Source organism: Caballeronia sp. J97 (genome assembly GCF_905220305.1).
Classification (GTDB): domain Bacteria; phylum Pseudomonadota; class Gammaproteobacteria; order Burkholderiales; family Burkholderiaceae; genus Caballeronia.
This window is the reverse complement of the sequence record NZ_CAJMZL010000026.1, coordinates 74,916-90,827: the sequence shown is the minus strand read 5'-3', so window position 1 is coordinate 90,827 and position 15,912 is coordinate 74,916. Positions and strand designations below refer to the sequence as shown.

The window sequence follows — 15,912 nt, the reverse complement described above, 5'->3', positions numbered from 1 at the left end:
TGGAGCGAACCGTGTCCGTCCGGCTAACCGATATCCGCGGCGTCGCGCAGATCGTCGAGATCGCGTCCGCGCGTCTCGGGCGTGTAGTACGTCGTCACGACGCCGATCAGACTCAGAATCGCGACGTAGCTGGCAAGCGGAATCCACGCGAGAATGCGGCCTTCGCTGCCGCCCCAGTGCGCGGTCGCCCAGGCGATGATCGATGCGCCCAGCAGCGGCGCGACGCCGCCCGCGATGACCGCCGACACTTCGCGTCCCACCGCGACGCCCGCGTAGCGATGCTGCGCGCCGAATAGCTCGGGCAGCAGCGCCCCTTGCGTGGCGAACATGCCCCATACGCCCGCGAGCGCGACACACAGCATCGCGATGCTCGCCGACGCGTTGCCCTGGCTCAGCACCCACCATGTCGGATAGGCCAGCAGCAATTGATACAGCGCGAAGGCGCGATAGACGGGCACGCGTCCGAAGCGGTCGCTGAGCTTGCCGGTGAGCGGAATGATCACCGCGCCCGACACGCCCGCGAGCAGCAGCGCGATCGGTCCGATCGGCCCCTTGAGGCCCGTCGCGGTCGCCATGTAGCTGATCGCGAGCGACTGATAGATCGACGAGCCGCCGTTCTCGGCCATGCGCATGCCGATGACCTTGAGCAGCGTCGGCTTCGAATGTTTGATCAGATGCTTGAGCGGGCTGTCATTGATCTGATGCCGCGCTTCGAGCTTCGCGAATGACGGCGATTCCTTCAGCTTGAGCCGGATCCAGATCGCCACCGCGATGATGAGCACGCTCAGCAGGAACGGCACGCGCCACAGCCAGCTCTGCGAGACGTCCTCGACGCGCACCAGCGCGAAGTAGATCGCGGCCGCCATCACCGTGCCGAGCAGCACGCCCATGAACGGGAGCGCCGCGAAGTAGCCGCGTCGTTTCGCGGGTGCGTATTCGGCCATCAGCACGGCGGCGCCCGCCTGTTCCGCGCCCGCGCCGAGCCCTTGCAGCAGGCGGCAGCCGACCAGCAGGACCGGCGCCCAAATGCCCGCGCTCGCGTAGGTCGGCAACAGGCCGATCAGCGTGCTGGCGACGCCCATCAACAGGATCGTCGCCATCAGCACGAACTTGCGCCCGTAGCGGTCGCCGAGCGCACCGAAGATGATGCCGCCCACCGGCCGGATCGCGAAGCCGAGGAAATACGCGCCGAAGCTCGCGATCAGACCGATGGCGGGATCGCTCGACGGGAAGAACAGCGGCCCGAAGATCAGCGCCGACGCGAGGTTGTAGAGCGCGAAATCGTAGTATTCGAGCGCGCTGCCGAGCGATGCGGCCCACGCGGCGCGATACAGATCGCGCGTCGTGACCGGGTCGCGGCTGGTGCTCGTGTCGTGCGGGATGCCGCTGGCGGCGGCGATGCCTTGCTGTTTCATGATGTCTCTCTCCGTGCTTGCAACTTCTGGCGACGGCCCCGTTCTCGTCTTCGCGCGAGATGCGGGACCGCTGACTTTTCCCGATAGGCGACGCGGCTCAGCCCACCCGCGCGATTTCGTCGAGCAGGGCGGCGCTCATCGCGTCGAGCGGCGCTGCCTTGCCCGTGTAAAGCTCCACCTGACCGCAGAACTGATGCAACAGCATGCGCGTGCCGGCGATCACGCGGCAGCCGCGTTCGGCGGCATCGCGGATCAGCTTCGTGCGGACCGGGATGAACGCCGCGTCCATCACGACGAGATGCGGCGCAAGCTGCGCGGCGCGCAACGGATTCACCTCCGGCGCGCGAAATCCGGCGGCGGTCGCGTTCACGACGACATCGAACGCGTGCGGATCGAAGTCGCCGAGATCGCCGCCGAACGCGAGGCCGAAGTCGTTGGCGAGCGACTGGCCGCGCGATGCGGTGCGGTTGAACACGGTGATCCGGGCGCCGGCGCGCCGCACGCCCCACGCGATCGCGCGGGCCGCGCCGCCCGCGCCCAGCAGCGCGACACGCCGGCCTTCGAGCGGCGTCGCTTCTTCGAGCGCGCGCACGGCGCCGACGCAATCCGTGTTGTAGCCGGTGAGATGGCCGTCGCGGTTGTCGATGGTATTCACCGCGCCGATCTCGCGGGCGGTTTCGTCGAGCGCATCGAGATGCGGTATCACCGCCTGCTTGTGCGGCATCGTCACGTTCAGTCCACGGATGCCGAGCGTGCGCATCGCGTCGACCGCGCCGGCCGCGTCCTGCACGCCGAAGCTGACGAACGTGTAGTCGACGCCGAGCGCCCGGTACGCCGCGTTGTGCACCTTCACGTTGAAGGTGAAGGGCTGTCCGGCGAGCGAGCCGCACAGGGAAGGAATCGAATGAGGCATGGTCGGGATCGTGGGTCAGTGCTTCGAGAGATCGAACGCGGCGACGGGCGTTTCGCCATCGAGCGCGCGCAGCAGATTGTCGGTCGCGAGCTCGGCCATCGCACGCCGCGTTTCGTGGGTCGCCGACCCGATGTGCGGAAGCGGCGTGACTTTCGGATGCGTGCGCAGCGGCGAATCCTGCGCGAGCGGCTCGATGGCGAACACGTCGAGTCCGGCGGCGCGCAGATGGCCTCGATCGAGCGCGGCGAGCAGCGCATCCTCCCGCACGATCGCCCCGCGCGAGCCGTTCACGAAGATCGCGTCGGGCTTCATCGCGGCGAACGCCTGCGCATCCATCAGCCCGCGCGTGTCGTCCGAGAGCGGCAGCGTCAGCGCGACGATGTCCGCCTGCGCGAGCACATCGCTGAACGATGCGCGCCGCGCGTGGCCGGCGAGCATCGCGGGGACCGGCACGTCGAACGGATCGTGGAACAGGACCGGCATGCCGAAGCCGAGCGCCGCGCGCCGGGCCACCGCCTGGCCGATGCGCCCGAAACCCAGCACGCCGAGGGTCTTGCCGTGCACGTCCCAGCCGAACAGGTCTTCGCCGATATTGCGCGTCCAGCGGCCTTCGCGCACGTGATTCGACAGTTCGACGAGGCGGCGCGACGTCGCGACGATCAGCGCGAACACCGTGTCCGCGGTCGTCTCGGTCAGCACGCCGGGCGTGTGACAGAGCGTGATGTCGCGCTGTTTGAGATGCGCGAGATCGTAATTGTCGACGCCGACCGAAATGCTCGAAATCACCTTCAGCCGCGGGGCGCGCGCGAGTTCGTCGGCGCTGAGCCTGTAGCTGGAGCCGATCAGGCCGTCGGCCGAGCCGAGCGCTTCGCGGAAGCGCGGCAGTTCATCGGCGCGGCGCGGGTCGGCGACGGTCACCTCGTGCCTCGTCCGGATGCGGTCGAGCAGATCGTCCGGCAGCTTTCTGAAGACGATCACGTTCCTGCGTTCGGCGCTGGGCGTACGCATGCTTCTCTCCTGTTGCTCGTTGAGTGAACGATGGGCGCGTCAGCGCGGCGTCGTGCGCAGCGAAGACGGTCCGCCCGTCAGTGAAATCCGTTGTCCGGTGTCGCGCAGATGCCCGCCGTTCACGGCGTAGAACGCGAGCTGCTTCTCGACGTTGAACTGCACGATCAGATACTTGCTGTCCGCGGTGAAGACGATGCCCTGCGCCGCCTCGCCGCCCGGCGCTTCGGCGGCCTTCACGGCCTGACCGTCGCGGATCGCGAACAGCAGCACCTTGCCGCGCGCGTGGCGTCCGGGGTTGTCGGGCGTGAGGTTGGAGCCGTCCATCGCCTGTACGCCGATCCATTTGCCGTCGGGCGAGATCGCCACGCCTTCGGGCAGCGACGGCACCGTCACATGCTGAACCGTGCGAAACGGCGTGCGCGAAACGTCGATGAGCGTGATCACGTCCGCATCGCCCGCGAGCTTGCCTGCGTAGGAGGGCAGGCCGGCCAGCCCGACATCGCTGACGACGGCCCACTTGCCGTCGCCCGATACGTCGATCGTGTAGGGCGCGACGCCGCTCGAAAGACGCACGCCGCTGTCGGTCACGCGGCCGTCGGCGATGTCGAGCACGGCGACGCCCTGTTCATCGCGCAACGCGACGAGCGCATGCGCGCCGTCGTGCGTGAAGCTCACGCCGGCGAGCCGCTTCTGCGCGATCTTCATCGTGTCGACGAGCGTCACGCGATTCCCGTCGATGCCGAGCACCGCGACGCTGCCGTCGACGCAGGCGACGAGCGCGAGCCGCCCGCTCCGGTCGATGGCGATGCCCTGCGGATGGCTGGCGATATCGAGCCGCGTCACGGCGGGCGGCGTCGCCCGCAGGTCGATCACCTGGACGAACGTATCCATCAGCAACTTCTTCGCCTCACGGTCGTAGCGCGTGGGCGCGCCGACCAGCGCGACGCTCGCGTCGGGCGTGATGGCGACCGCCTGCGGCGGGCCCTGGATGCCGTTCTCGACTTCCACCTGCGCCTTGACCTGCGGGGGAAAGCGGCTCGCGTCGAGAAGCGTCAACGTGTCCGGCACGGGATTGTCCGGATACGTGTCGCGGCCCTCGACCCGCTGATATTTGCCGTCGTTGCCCGACACGATCCAGTCGGCCGCGTGCGACGCATACGCCGCGACGGCCAGTGTCAGGCCGGCGAGCGCACGGATGCGGCGGCTTCGGCTTGCGCGTGAGTCATGCATGTTCTTGTCTCCTCGTTGGGCTCGGTCCGGCTCAGACCACGCTGGTCAATCCGCCATCGACGAAAAGCGTCTGGCCGTTCACGAAATCCGACGCCGCCGACGCGAGAAACACCGCCGCGCCGCACAGTTCGTCGACGCGGCCCCAGCGGCCCGCCGGCGTGCGTCTGCAGAGCCATTCCGAGAACGCCGCATCGTCGATGAGCGCGCGATTGAGATCGGTCTCGAAATAGCCGGGCGCGATCGCGTTGGCCTGGATGCCGCGCGACGCCCATTCCGCGCACATGCCCTTGGTGAGCATGCGAACGGCGCCCTTGGTCGCCGCGTAGGGTGCGATGCCCGGCCGCGCCAGCTCGCTCTGCACCGATCCGATGTTGACGATCTTGCCGCGCCCGCGCGCCAGCATGTGCCGCGCCACGGCCTGCGAGACCTGGAACACGCCGTCGAGATTCACGCGCAGCAGGTCGTTCCAGTCGCGTGCGTCGAAGCTTTCGAGCGACGCCCGGCGCTGGATGCCCGCGTTGTTGATCAGAATGTCGATCGCGCCGATGTCGTTCTCGACGCGATCGATCGCCGCGCCGACCTGCTCGCGGTCGGTGACGTCGAACACGGCGAAATCGGCGTCGATGCCTTCGTCGCGCAGCCGCGCGGCGATCTCGGCGGCCTTCGGCTCATTGCGATCGTTGATCACGATCGAAGCACCCGCGCCCGCGAGGCCGCGCGCGAGCGCCAGGCCGATGCCGCGCCCGGAGCCGGTGATCAGGGCGCGCCTGCCATGCAGGCTGAACAGTTTGAGTGTCTCTTTCATTGTTTTGGCGGCGAATCTCGTTGCAGATGCGTTTTGTCTCCGAATGCGTGTAGTTCACCCGAAGAACGGAAGTCGCGCCAATAGTCTTTCATGACGCTGTTATCATGAATCGTGATAACGGGCGTTTGGTGCCGTAGACGGGGATTCCATGGAACTGAAGCATCTGCGGGCGTTCGTCGCGCTGGCCGAGGAACTGCATTTCGGGCGGGCTGCGCAGCGCCTGTGCATCGTGCAGCCGGCGCTCAGCATGCAGATCAAGGCGCTCGAAGAGGAACTGGACGTGCGGCTTTTCGAACGCGACCGTCACAAGGTCGTGCTGAGCGCCACCGGCCAGCTCTTTTTGCCCGAGGCGCGCGCGACGCTGCATCAGGCCGGGCGCGCGGAGCAAACCGCGCGGCTGTCGGCGCGAGGCGAAATCGGCACGTTGCGTATCGCGTTCGTGTCGTCGGTGCTGCCGAGGCTGCTGCCGGCGCTGATTCGCACGATGCACGCGCGCTATCCGCTCATCACGCTCGAATTGAAGGACATGGCGACGCCGGATCAGATCGCCGCACTGCAAAACGATCAGCTCGATTTCGGACTGATTCGTCTGCCGGTGAGCGGCAGCGGCCTGGAAATCCGCGTCGTGCTGCAGGAGCCGTTCGTCGTCGCGCTGCCCGACGATCACACGCTCGCCGCGCAGGGCGTGATCCGGCCGCCCGATCTGCGGGGCTTTCCCGCGTTCGTGCTCGCGCGGCGTTACGCGCCGGGCTTTCACGACGACATGCTGGTGGCGCTGAAGCGCGAGGGCGCGGATCTGGACATCGCGCAGGAACTGGGCGAATTCTCGACGATGCTCGCGCTGGTGTCGGCCGGGCTCGGCATCGGGGTGATTCCGTCGGCCGCGGCGATGGCGTTGCCGCCGAAGGTCGTGGCCCGGCCGCTCGAACTGCGCGGCCACACGGCGGACATCGGGCTTGCCTATGTGCGTTCGGACAACGCCCTCAAGCGCGCATTGCTCGACGTGATCGAGCTTTGCACCGGCGGCGACTGACGGCGCATGGGTTCTCCATGCGCGACGCATCGCAGAAGCATGGAGGCGTCGCCACGACGCACATCATCGTTTGCTGGCTTCATCGGGGCACGGACCGGTCGACCCGCGCACTTTCAACGCGGCCGGCACCGCAAACCCTTGTCCCGTCGCGCGGCCATCCAGCGCGTCGAGCAGATGCCGCGCGGCGACCGTGCCGATCTCGCGCGTATCGACATGCATCGTCGTGAGGGGCGGGCGCGCTTCGCGTGCGATCGCGAGATCGTCGAAGCCGGTCACCGAAAGCTGCTCGGGAATCGCGATGCCCAACTCTTCCGCTTCCCGCAAGACGCCGAGCGCGATATGGTCGTTGCCGCAGATCACCGCCGTCGGACGCGGCCCCGGCTGTTGCCAAAGCGAGCGCAACGCACGACGGCCGAAAGCGAGCGTGGATTCGCCTTCGACCAGATGCTCCGGGCGCACCGCGAGTCCATGACGCTCCAACGCGCGGCGAATGCCTTCGAGCCGCGCCTGCACGCGGTCGTTGTCGCGCGTGGGCTGAATGCAGACGGCGAACGACCGGTGTCCGAGCCCGACGAGATGCTCGGTGATCTCTTCATACGCGCCGCGGTTGTCGAAGCCGATGCAGTCATGCGGACTGCCCTCGCGCCATGCATACAGCACGACATAGGGCACGCGCCAGACGCGCAGCGCGTCGAAGAGCGCGGGCGGATGCGCCTCGCCCACGACCGCGATCGCCTCCACGCCACGCGCGAGCATCGCGTGAACCTGGGAGAGCGCTTCCTTCGGATCGTAATTCGAGCAGCCGAGAAAAAGCGTGATGCCGCGCGCCGCGAACGCGGCCTGCATGCCGCTCACCTGCGAGGCGAACACCTGATCGTCGAGCGTCGGAATGACGATGCCCGCGATATGGCTGCGTGTGGACGCGAGCGCGCGCCCGGCCGCATTCGGAAACCAGTTCAGCTCCAGCGCAGCCCGCTCGACGCGCTCGCGCACGCTGTCGGACACCTTGCCGGGCTCGTTGTAGACGCGCGATACCGTCGCCGTGGAGACGCCCGCGCGCTTCGCCACATCGGACAGCACCGTGCGCCCGGTGCCGCGGCGCGTGCGCACGCCGGCAGGCCGCCCGGCCGGCGACGATTCTTCTTCGAGAGCAGAGGCGGATTCGGAGGAGCGAGGCATCGACGCTTTGGCTTCGTAGGATGAGCCCGTCATCTTACCCGCGGCGGGGCAGCGCAATGCATGCGTCAGGCTCCGGCCGCGATGCGCGCGCGGAAATGCTCCGTGCCCTCGACGATCTTGTCGAGCACCGCGTCGAGCGCCCAGAAACGCTCGCGCACGTCGTAGTCGATCGCGCGGCAGCGGATCGACCCGAACGTGCCGATGCGCTGGTGATACAGCTTCGCGAGCGCCGGATAACCGAGCGCCTCGGATACCGCCGCGAGCACGAGAAACGTCGAAAGCTCGCCGGCGAGCGCCGGGTTTTCGCCGGCGCGATTGCGCAGCCAGTTGTACAGGTCGGGATGGAAGTTCGTGAACACGCCGTTGAATCCCGCCGATCCGGCCTTCATCGCATCCCAGGCGATCGCGGCATTCGCGTTCAGGATTTTCATCGGCGATCCCTTCGCCAGCGCGACGCGGCGCTTCACCGTTTCGAGATCGCAACTCACATCCTTCAGCATCACGAAACGGCCGGTGTCGATGCACATTCTGAGCTCGTCGTCGGACAGCAGGCGCCGGTACGGAGCAGGACATTCGTACAGCCCGAGCGGAATGTCCGAAGGCAGGCGGCTCATCAGCCGGCGCAGGTTCGCCGAGAACGCTTGCGCGCCTTCGCGGCGCGGGTCGAGCCGGTTCGTCACCAGCACGATGCCGTCCGCGCCCGTCGCTGCCGCGGCGGCGAGCTCCTCGGCTTGCGCATCGGGATCGTCGCTGATATGGCCCGACACCACCACCGGCACGCGACCGGCCACGCGCTCGACCACGAAGCGGCCGAGCGCCGCGCGCTCCGCGAGACTCAGGAACTGCATCTCGCTCGACTGCGCCACGGCGAAGAGCGCGTCCGAGCCATGGGCGAGATACCACTCGATCAGCCGTTCGAGCCCGGCATAGTCGATGGCGCCGGCGTCGTCGAAGGGCGTCAGCATCACGGGCACGATGCCTTCGATCGATTGCGACGCGCGCGCCGGGGAAGTGGGGAGGGTCATGTCGGTATTGTCCTTGTCAGGGTTGAACGGGCCGCTCGTCGGCGGCTGCGCGTACGGGGCTGCCCGGTTGCGCGTCGTTTTCGATCGGCTTGCGCACGAGGAACAGATAGCTCATCGCGCCGACGAAGGCGATCACGGCAGCCGTCAGCAGCGCCGGCACGAAGGACCACGTCTGGGCGATATAGCCGGTGAGAATCGGTGCGAGCGCGCCGCCGAGAAAGCCGCCGAAGTTCTGGATCGCGCCGAGCGAGCCGACGCGATTGGCCGGCGCCGCCGCCGTCGCGAGCGCCCATGAGCAGGCGGATGCCGCGTTGGCGAGAAAGATCACCACGGAGATGCAGACGATGGCGATCGTATTGCTTTCGACGAGCGCGGCCGGCACGGTGAACGCCACCATGCCGAGCATCGCGATGACGACCGCGTTGCGCCTGCTGGCCACCGGCTGCGCGCTCCTTTTCGTGATGAGGTCGGAAAACCATCCCGCGCACAGCGCGCCGAGAAAGCCGCAGAAGAACGGCACGGAGGCGGCGATGCCCGTGTGAATCAGCGTCATGTGGCGCTGCATCGTCAGATAGCCGGGCAGCCAGGTCAGATAGACCCAGTTCAGATACACCGAGCCGAAGAAGCCGATCAGCATTCCCCACGTCGTGAGGTTCGAGAAGAGCGCGCGCCAGTCCGCGAAGCTCAGGCTCTCGGCGGGTTTCGACGCGGCGACGTCGCCTTTCAGGTACTGCAATTCCTCCGGCGTCAGCGTCGACGGCTTCGGGTCGCGATAGACCGCGAGCCAGATTGCGGCGACCGCGAGGCCGAGCGCGCCGGTGATGATGAACGCCCAGCGCCAGTGGAACTCGACGACGAGCACCGACAGGCACAACGGTGCGAGCGCCGTGCCGAGCGGCGACGCGGAATTGAAAATGCCGGTCGGCTTGCCTCGCGCACGCAGCGGAAACCAGTTGCTCACGACGCGCGCCGCCGAGGGAAACTGCGGCGACTCGCCGATGCCGAGCACGATGCGCGCGATGACGAACCAGCCGAACGTGGACACGATGCCGCCCGCGGCCTGAGCGAGCGACCAGACGATGAGGCCGAATCCCAGCAGCCTGCGCGGGCCGATGCGATCGACGAGGCCGCCGACCGGCAATTGAAAGAGCGCGTAGCTCCAGGAGAACGCCGACAACAGCAGTCCCATTTCGCCGAGCGAGAGACCGAGATCCTTGCGGATCAACGGATTGGCGACCGCGAGCGTGCCCCGGTCGAGATAGTTGACGATGCCGCTCACCATCAGCAATGTGAGCGCCACGATCTGGGCGCGGCGCACGCGTGGCGGTGCCTGCTCGGGTGCGGGGGTCAGGTTCATGATGTCGTCTCCGTATCGTTTTGTGATGGGCTGCGATGTCGCGCAGCCGGGGCTATCGAAGCGCGGCCGCGAGCGTGGCTTGCACCCGCACTTCGGCCTGCGTCGGGATGGATGCCTGCGCGCCCTCACGCGTGACGCTGAGCGCCGCGGCGCGCTGTCCGAAGTCGATTGCGTCGCGGATGCTCGCGCCGCGCACGCACTCGGCCGCGAAGCCGCCGACGAAGGTGTCGCCGGCGGCGGTCGTGTCGATCGCATCGACGCGCGGCGCGGGCAGATGGCCTTCCTCCGAATCGGTCGAATACCAGACGCCCGCCGCGCCGAGCGTGACGATCACCGTCTCCACGCCTTTCGCGCGCAGGCGTGCTGCGGCTTCGCGCGCGGACTCCGGGCTGTCGACGGTCACGTCGGTCAGCAAGCGGGCTTCGGTTTCGTTGACAACGAGAACACTCACCTGCCGGTAAAGCGCGTCCGGAAGCGGCTGTGCCGGAGCCGGGTTCAGCAGCACCGGCGTGCCGCGCCGCGCCGCGACCGAGATTGCGTGCCGAACCGTGTCGAGCGGCACTTCGAGTTGGCAAATCAGCATGGCCGCGCCGTCGATGGCGTCTTGCGCCGCATCGACATGACCGGCCGTGAACGCGGCATTGGCGCCGGGCGAAACGACGATGGTATTCGCGCCGTCCGCGGCGACCGTGATGACGGCGATGCCGCTCGACGTTTGATTGGCCGTGTGCAGGTGCGCGGTGTCGATGTGCTCGCTGCGCAGGCCTTCGCGAAGTTGCGTGCCGAAGGCGTCGTCGCCGATGCAGCCGAGCATCGCCACCGATGCGCCGAGACGCGCCGCCGCGACTGCCTGATTCGCGCCCTTCCCGCCGGCGAATGTGGCGAACGCGCTCCCCAGCAAGGTTTCGCCACGTGCGGGAAGACGCTCCCCGTGCACGACGAGATCCATGTTCGCGCTGCCGGCGACGACGATTCGAGCGGCTGGAATCCCGTCGGACCGTGAAGAGTTAGCGCTTACATTTTTTGGCGTTTTAAGCGGTAGCATGCAAAAATTTGTCGGGGAGGGGTGGAACAGACGAGGTGTTAGCGCTTACATTAACGCGCAAGCGCGCGGCAAGGCAACGGAAAAGATGGGGTTTCAGGGAAATTCCCTAACGCTAAGCGGCGCAAGCGCATGAGCCGAGGCTTCTTTTCGACTCATGCCTTCAATTCAGTTCTTCACGCACCGGAATCCCGCATACGCATACTGATAGTGCCCCTGGAACCAGTTGCGGAAACTCGGCCGCAACATGCAAGCCGCGGTGCGCGGCGAACCGCCCTTGATCACGAAGTGCTTGCCGTCGAAGAAATTCGCCGAGTAGCCAAGATAGAACGGAAACGGCTCGAAGCCGTTCAGCGGGCCGAACTCGGTCGATGTCCATTCCCAGCCATTGCCGAATTGTCCTTCGACGCCGAACTCGCTGCGATTTTCCGGATGCGCCTGCACCGGCGACGGGTCCCATCGGCGGAAATCGAAATTGCCTTCCGCGACATGCGGCGCGCCCGACGCCGCGCGCTGCCACTGCGCCTCGGTCGGCAACGATTTGCCCGCCCAGCGCGCATACGCCTTCGCTTCGGCGTGGCTCACGTACACGGGCCAGTCGGGCGGCAGCGGAATTTCATCGAACATCGTGCGCAGCGTCCACGCGTTCTGCGGATCGCTGTCGCCGCCGGGAATCCAGAAGGCCGGATGCGCGATGCGCTGCTCTTCCTTCCACGCCCAGTCGGCATCGTCCCAGAAATCGCGAGTCCAGTAGCCGCCGGCGTCGATGAAACGCAAATAGTCGCCGTTCGTTACCATATGACGGTCGATCTCGAACGCGGGCACGTCGATGCGTTCCTCGCCGAATTCGTTGTCCCAGCCGAACCGGCCGCTTTCGCGCGCGAGTCCGAGTGTCGCGGTTCCGGCCGGCACGCGAACGGTCTGTTGCATGAGTTGCCGCTCGGAGCTGCGATCCGAGCGCGCATCCGATGGCGCGTTTTTTCTATCGACCGGCAATTGATGCAACATGTACGCGAGCGTTTCCGCATGCATCAACCGGTGCTCGATCGCGACTTCGAGCAGTTTCGCGGGCGGTTCGTGGGCGGAAAGGGGCTTCGCGGTGAGCCTGATCGGATCGAAATGCGCGTCGATTTCGGCGCGGACCGTGTCCCGGTACGCGCGAATTTCGTCGAGCGAGGGCCAGTCGGCGGGCTGATCGGCAGGCAAGCCGCCGTCCACCGGATCGATGCCGAAGGCGAAAAGCTGGTCGTAGGCGGGATTCGGACTCGGCAGGTCGAATAGCCGCTGGTCGAACAGATTGCGGTCGAAGGCTTCGAGATGCCCGATATAGAAGACGATGCGATGCCGCTCGGCGATCGGCCTGTCGTAAAGGTGCTCGGGCCGGACGACGTCGAAAAGCTCGTCGGTGACGCGGCGCGCCTCAGCGAGGCGCTCGAGCAGCGGATGACGCAGGGAAGGTTCGCGGTTCATGTCGCCCAATCTCCGTGGCTGGCCAGTTGGCTTCGCATTCGACCGAAACGGGCGCCAGACCGCGCGTTTTGGCCGAACCAAAGAGACTAAACTGTAGCGAAGCGCGTGCCAACCGGAATATGGGCGTCGATTATTCCTGCAGAAGCAATAATGGTGGGTGATGCGCCGTCAGACGGCGCGCAGCGCTTCGAAATCGCGAATGCGAATGAACTTGCCCTGCGTTTCAATAAGGCCCGCCTTGTCGAAGCGCGACAGCGTGCGACTTACGGTCTCGAGCGTCATGCCGAGATAGCTGCCCATGTCGTCGCGCGTCATGCGCAACGTGAATTCCGAGGACGCATAGCCACGCTTCGCGAGTCGCGACGAGAGATCGAGCAACAGGCGCGCGACGCGCTCGTCCGCCCGCAACATGCCGAGCCTCACGACGTGATTCGCCTCGCGGTTCACCGCATGGCTCATCATGCGATGCAAGCGCTTTTGCAGCGCGTCGGTTTCGCGGCACATGCGCTCGAAGAGCGAATAGGGCACCACGCAGACGGAACTGTCTTCCAGCGCGATCGCGTCGCACGTATGCTCGCCTTCCTCGATGCCTTCGAAGCCGAGCGCATCGCCCGCGAGCAGCAGTCCCGTGACCTGTTCGCGGCCGCCGTCATGCGTGACGACCGTCTTGATCGATCCGGAGCGCACGGCGAAGAGGGAATCGAAGCGGTCGCCGGTGCGAAAGAGCGTGTCGCCGCGCTTGACCTTGCGCGTCACCGAGATGATGTTTTCCAGTTTGGCGATGTCGTTCGCGCTCAGCCCCTCTGGCATGCAGAGATGGCGCATGGCACAGGTCGAGCAGTGCGCCGAGTTGCGGCGCGCGCGGGTGAGGTCGGACATGGCGGTCATGGAACGTCGATTTATTGATGAATGACAAATCGATTCTCCCATAGGCCTTCACCCCGGCGACGCGAAAAATTGACGCGGCCAGGGCATTGGTCAAACTTTTAATACTTTACGTAGTTGCTTTTTCAGCCGGTTCGCCCGCTGCCGATGGAATAAGCAGCACGGGGAGCGTTGCCTGACGGAGACAGCGCTCGGCCACGCTGCCGAGAATGAGCCGCTGAAAACCCTTGCGGCCGTGCGTGCCCATGATCAGCAGATCGGCATTGAAGGCGTGCGCCGCCTCGATGATCAGCGACGCGACGTCGTCGCTCGCGGTGGCTTCGACCGTCACGACTTCGCCGGTGACGCCGCGCGCCTTCATCTGCCCGGCGGCTTCGCGCGCGAGCGAAGCGCCTTGCTCCATCAGGCTCGAATGGAGCGCGGAGGGATCGTAGCCGGGCACATCGAGATACATCGGCCCGGCTTCGACCACGTAATACGGCTGCACGACCGCCTGATGCGTGACGGCGAGATCGAGCGCTGCCGCGAAGGCGCGCTCGGAAGTCCGGCTGCCGTCGATGGCGACGAGAATGCGTTTGAACATGACGGTTTTCCCCATGTAACGATCGAGTGGCGTACGGCATGCGCCGCCTTTCGTGACTTCGCATCATAGAGCGCACGCCACGCTTTGCAGCGCGGCTTTTTTACGATAAGTCGATCTGGCGCAAAGCAGGCCGTACAATTCGTGATTCTTCGGCATCAGCGCCTGCTTAAAAATGCCAGGCGCGACCTCTTTTTAGCATTTCTCCAGACCGCCCGCCCGACCGTGACTCAAACGCCGCACGCCCTGCCATTCAGAACCGCTCTCTACGCGATGCTCGGCATCGGTCTCGTCAACATGCTCGTTGCGCTCGATCAGACGGTGGTCAGCACCGCGTTGCCGTCGATCGTCGCGGAACTGCACGGCTTCGAGTTCTACGCGTGGATCGCGAGCGCTTACTTGCTTGCGTCGGTCGTCACGGTGCCCGTGTTCGGGCGGCTCGGCGATTATTTCGGGCGCAAGCGCTTCGTGATCGCGGCGGTGATCACGTTCACGGTCGCGTCGGTGCTGTGCGGGCTCGCGCCCAGCATGTTGTTTCTCGTGCTCGCGCGCGGGTTGCAGGGCGTCGGCGGCGGGATGATGGTCGGCACCGCGTTCGCGTCCATTCCCGACCTGTTTCCCGATCCGCGCACCCGCGTGCGCTGGCAGGTGGTGCTCGCGGCGGCCTACGGCATCGGCACGGCGGCGGGGCCGTCGCTCGGCGGCTGGATGAGCCAGCACTGGGGCTGGCGCTCGACCTTTCTCGTCAATCTGCCGGTCGGCGCGGCGGCGCTCTACTTCATCTGGTCGCATCTGCCTAACCTGCATCGCCCGCGCGAGGGCGGCGTGAAGATCGACTGGACGGGCGCCGCGCTCGTCGCGCTGGTGCTCGGCGGCTTCCAGGCGCTGATCGAGGCGTTGCCCAAGGACGGCGTCACGACCGCGAATATCGCGCTGGCGATCGGCGTGGCGGTGTGCGCGGTGGCGCTCCTGATCTGCGAGCGGCGCGCGACGCATCCGATCATCCCGCTCGACATTTTCCGCGATTCGCAGCTCAACACGCTCTTCACGCTGTCGTTTCTGGCGGGCTTCGTGATGTTCTCGCTGATCTTCTTCGCGCCGCTTCTGCTGCAAGGCGGATTCGGCCTCTCGCCGCAGTCCGCGGGGCTGCTCGCGACGCCGATCGCCGCGTGCATCGCGCTCGGCAGCTTCATCAACACGCGCATCGTGATCCACATGAAGAAGCCGGTGAACATCCTGTCGATCGGCTTCACGCTGCTGCTGCTCGCGTCGGCCGGGCTTGCGTTCGCGCGCGAGTCGACGCCGCATCTGTGGATCGAGCTGCCGATGGCCGCGACCGGCATCGGCCTCGGTTTCATTCTGAACAACATGAACATCTTCGGGCAGGAGATCGCGGGCCGCGAGCGCTTCGGCATCACGACGGCGCTTCTGCAGTCGACCCGCATGGTCGGCGGGATGATGGGCACGAGCATCGTCGGCACGATCGTCGCGCATCACTATGCAAGCGTCGTGGCGCGCACGGTGAGCGTGCTCGGCCCGCCGGTGTCGGCGCAATGGCTGCCGCGCCTGTCGGACCCGCGCATTCTCGTCGACGAAGCGTTGCGCGAGCGTCTGTTCGCCGGGCTGAACGCCGCCGGCCTCGATGCGTCCGCGCTCATCGACGCCGCCCGCGACGCGCTCGTGCAGTCGATCCACATCGGCGTGATGCTGACGGCCGTCGCCGCGCTGGTGGCAGCGCTTCTGGTGCGGCGCATCGCGCACATCACGTTCAGGAAGCACGCGACGCCCGCCGCGAAGTCCTGAAGGCGCGCTTTGACAAGCGGTCCGTCGCGCCTATAGTTTTTGCGTCGCGGGAGGACGGGGCAGCCGCTTCGCCTCGACCGCGCATCGCGTTTGCTTCACCGCCCTCGACGGCGGCTCGCATGGCTCGCGCGGAACACTTGCGCGGGCCGCGGGTCACTCGCTTTAGC

The 15,912-nt window shown here is 66.6% G+C and carries 14 protein-coding genes; 2 read left to right on the top strand and 12 right to left on the bottom strand.

Features of this window, described 5'->3' with window-relative positions; genetic code table 11:
* Window positions 1–23: 23 nt before the first annotated feature.
* The 5 genes from U4Y90_RS26960 to U4Y90_RS26940 all read right to left on the bottom strand — a co-directional run bounded on the left by U4Y90_RS26960 (window position 24) and on the right by U4Y90_RS26940 (window position 5,371).
* Window positions 24–1,415, bottom strand: a complete 1,392-nt coding sequence (locus tag U4Y90_RS26960; RefSeq protein ID WP_321799192.1) for an MFS transporter — start codon at window positions 1,413–1,415, stop codon at window positions 24–26.
* A gap of 97 nt (window positions 1,416–1,512) precedes the next feature.
* The gene (aroE, locus tag U4Y90_RS26955; protein ID WP_321799191.1) at window positions 1,513–2,328 is read right to left on the bottom strand and encodes a shikimate dehydrogenase; all 816 of its coding nucleotides are present in this window, start codon (window positions 2,326–2,328) and stop codon (window positions 1,513–1,515) included.
* Between the two features lie 15 nt (window positions 2,329–2,343).
* On the bottom strand, window positions 2,344–3,336 hold the full coding sequence (locus U4Y90_RS26950) for a D-glycerate dehydrogenase (RefSeq protein ID WP_321799190.1): 993 nt from the start codon (window positions 3,334–3,336) through the stop codon (window positions 2,344–2,346).
* A gap of 39 nt (window positions 3,337–3,375) precedes the next feature.
* Window positions 3,376–4,566 carry a YncE family protein gene (locus U4Y90_RS26945; RefSeq protein ID WP_321799189.1) on the bottom strand — a complete coding sequence of 397 codons (1,191 nt, stop codon included), beginning with the start codon at window positions 4,564–4,566 and terminating at the stop codon, window positions 3,376–3,378.
* A gap of 31 nt (window positions 4,567–4,597) precedes the next feature.
* A complete protein-coding gene (locus tag U4Y90_RS26940) occupies window positions 4,598–5,371 on the bottom strand; it encodes an SDR family oxidoreductase (protein ID WP_321799187.1) in 774 nt (257 codons plus the stop codon).
* 148 nt (window positions 5,372–5,519) lie between these two features.
* On the opposite strand from U4Y90_RS26940, the gene U4Y90_RS26935 reads away from it, so the two are divergent.
* Window positions 5,520–6,404, top strand: coding sequence for a LysR family transcriptional regulator (locus U4Y90_RS26935; RefSeq protein ID WP_321799185.1), 885 nt, complete (start codon window positions 5,520–5,522; stop codon window positions 6,402–6,404).
* Window positions 6,405–6,467: 63 nt separating this feature from the next.
* On the opposite strand, the gene U4Y90_RS26930 is transcribed toward U4Y90_RS26935, so the two are convergent.
* From U4Y90_RS26930 to U4Y90_RS26900, 7 genes are all read right to left on the bottom strand, one after another.
* Window positions 6,468–7,583, bottom strand: coding sequence for a LacI family DNA-binding transcriptional regulator (locus tag U4Y90_RS26930; protein ID WP_321799184.1), 1,116 nt, complete (start codon window positions 7,581–7,583; stop codon window positions 6,468–6,470).
* Window positions 7,584–7,648: 65 nt separating this feature from the next.
* Window positions 7,649–8,608 carry a dihydrodipicolinate synthase family protein gene (locus U4Y90_RS26925; protein ID WP_321799182.1) on the bottom strand — a complete coding sequence of 320 codons (960 nt, stop codon included), beginning with the start codon at window positions 8,606–8,608 and terminating at the stop codon, window positions 7,649–7,651.
* Between the two features lie 16 nt (window positions 8,609–8,624).
* Window positions 8,625–9,965, bottom strand: a complete 1,341-nt coding sequence (locus U4Y90_RS26920) for an MFS transporter (RefSeq protein WP_321799180.1) — start codon at window positions 9,963–9,965, stop codon at window positions 8,625–8,627.
* A 52-nt stretch (window positions 9,966–10,017) separates the two neighbouring features.
* Window positions 10,018–10,938, bottom strand: coding sequence for a ribokinase (gene rbsK, locus U4Y90_RS26915; protein WP_321799228.1), 921 nt, complete (start codon window positions 10,936–10,938; stop codon window positions 10,018–10,020).
* 237 nt (window positions 10,939–11,175) lie between these two features.
* Window positions 11,176–12,477: an SUMF1/EgtB/PvdO family nonheme iron enzyme gene (locus U4Y90_RS26910; protein WP_321799178.1), complete on the bottom strand. Its 1,302-nt coding sequence runs from the start codon at window positions 12,475–12,477 to the stop codon at window positions 11,176–11,178.
* A gap of 168 nt (window positions 12,478–12,645) precedes the next feature.
* On the bottom strand, window positions 12,646–13,365 hold the full coding sequence (locus U4Y90_RS26905; RefSeq protein WP_321799177.1) for a helix-turn-helix domain-containing protein: 720 nt from the start codon (window positions 13,363–13,365) through the stop codon (window positions 12,646–12,648).
* A 106-nt stretch (window positions 13,366–13,471) separates the two neighbouring features.
* Window positions 13,472–13,945 (bottom strand): universal stress protein, encoded by a 474-nt coding sequence (locus tag U4Y90_RS26900; protein ID WP_321799176.1) that lies wholly within the window; start codon window positions 13,943–13,945, stop codon window positions 13,472–13,474.
* A 270-nt stretch (window positions 13,946–14,215) separates the two neighbouring features.
* On the opposite strand from U4Y90_RS26900, the gene U4Y90_RS26895 reads away from it, so the two are divergent.
* Window positions 14,216–15,745 carry an MFS transporter gene (locus U4Y90_RS26895; RefSeq protein ID WP_321799226.1) on the top strand — a complete coding sequence of 510 codons (1,530 nt, stop codon included), beginning with the start codon at window positions 14,216–14,218 and terminating at the stop codon, window positions 15,743–15,745.
* The last annotated feature ends 167 nt before the right edge of the window (window positions 15,746–15,912 follow it).